The organism is Mesorhizobium sp. M5C.F.Ca.IN.020.29.1.1 (assembly GCF_003997375.1).
In the GTDB taxonomy this organism is placed as follows: Bacteria; Pseudomonadota; Alphaproteobacteria; order Rhizobiales; family Rhizobiaceae; genus Mesorhizobium; species Mesorhizobium wenxiniae.
Map to the genome: position 1 here is coordinate 1 of NZ_RZSW01000953.1, position 1,394 is coordinate 1,394.

General features: G+C 61.8%; 1 protein-coding gene. It reads left to right on the top strand.

All coding sequences use genetic code 11. The annotated features are described in order from the left end of the window. Positions 1-47: 47 nt before the first annotated feature. A complete protein-coding gene (locus tag EOA85_RS35325) occupies positions 48-995 on the top strand; it encodes a glycine--tRNA ligase subunit alpha (RefSeq protein ID WP_065006193.1) in 948 nt (315 codons plus the stop codon). Positions 996-1,394: the final 399 nt, after the last annotated feature.

Here is a 1,394-nt window from a genome sequence, read left to right on the forward strand (position 1 = left end):
GGTCTCATCCAACAGGTGCCGCATCCCGCCGCTCCGTCGAGGCCGCCGTGACCGTTGATATCCCAGCCCATATGCATCCCAGCCGGTCGTTCCAGGGGCTGATCCTGACCTTGCATAACTACTGGGCCGACTATGGCTGCGTCGTTCTCCAGCCCTATGACATGGAAGTCGGCGCTGGCACGTTCCACCCGGCGACGACACTGCGCGCGCTCGGGCCAAAGCGCTGGAACGCGGCCTATGTGCAGCCTTCGCGCCGGCCCAAGGACGGGCGCTACGGCGAGAACCCGAACCGGCTGCAGCACTATTACCAATACCAGGTGATCCTGAAGCCGAACCCGCCTAATCTGCAGGAGCTTTATCTCGGCTCGCTGGCGGCGATCGGCGTCGATCCGCTTCTGCATGACATCCGCTTCGTCGAGGACGACTGGGAAAGCCCGACGCTCGGCGCCTGGGGGCTGGGCTGGGAGTGCTGGTGCGACGGCATGGAAGTGTCACAGTTCACCTATTTCCAACAGGTTTGCGGCATCGAATGCGCGCCGGTGGCGGGCGAGCTTACCTACGGGCTGGAACGGCTGGCCATGTATGTACAGGGCGTCGACAATGTCTACGACCTCAACTTCAACGGCCGCGACGGCGCCGACAAGGTGACCTATGGCGACGTCTTCCTACAGGCCGAGCAGGAATATTCGCGGCACAATTTCGAATTCGCCAACACCGCGATGCTGCTTCGGCATTTCGAGGACGCCGAAGCCGAGTGCAAGGCGTTGCTCGAAGCCGGCGCGCCTTTCTCCCCCCTCAAGGGGGAGGGGAACCACCGGATGGTATTCCCCGCCTACGACCAGTGCATCAAGGCCAGCCACGTTTTCAACCTGCTCGACGCGCGCGGCGTGATTTCCGTCACCGAGCGGCAGAGCTACATCTTGCGGGTGCGCAATCTGGCGAAAGCCTGCGGCGAGGCGTTTTTGCTGACGCAGGCAGGTGGGCTGGCGGCTTAGCTCCAGAGACAATTTGCGATTTCGACTGAAGCGCTGATTGGCAGTACGCCTTGGCCGCTGGAACCAGCCATCGTCCGCAGCGCCTGTCTAACGCCAGGCATCGTGAACGTGCCATGAGCCTGCGCCGCGAAACAGGCGCTGAGCGCGAGGATCTGCAGGAATGTCGATGCCGTCTTCATGGTCGTTCAGCCAATAGTCCTCTGCCTGAGCGTTGGTCGCTTCAGCGCTGCGTTCGGTTTGTGGAAATCTGTGATCCAAGGACGGATAGCCCCGCTTCGACCCGACAGGCAGCGGAATATTTTTGGAAATCGTCGGTAAACATGCCGATTGCATGGGGAAGGCTGACAGCAGCCAGCCGAGTTGCTATGCCCTCTTTACCTCCCCCTCGATGGGGGAGGT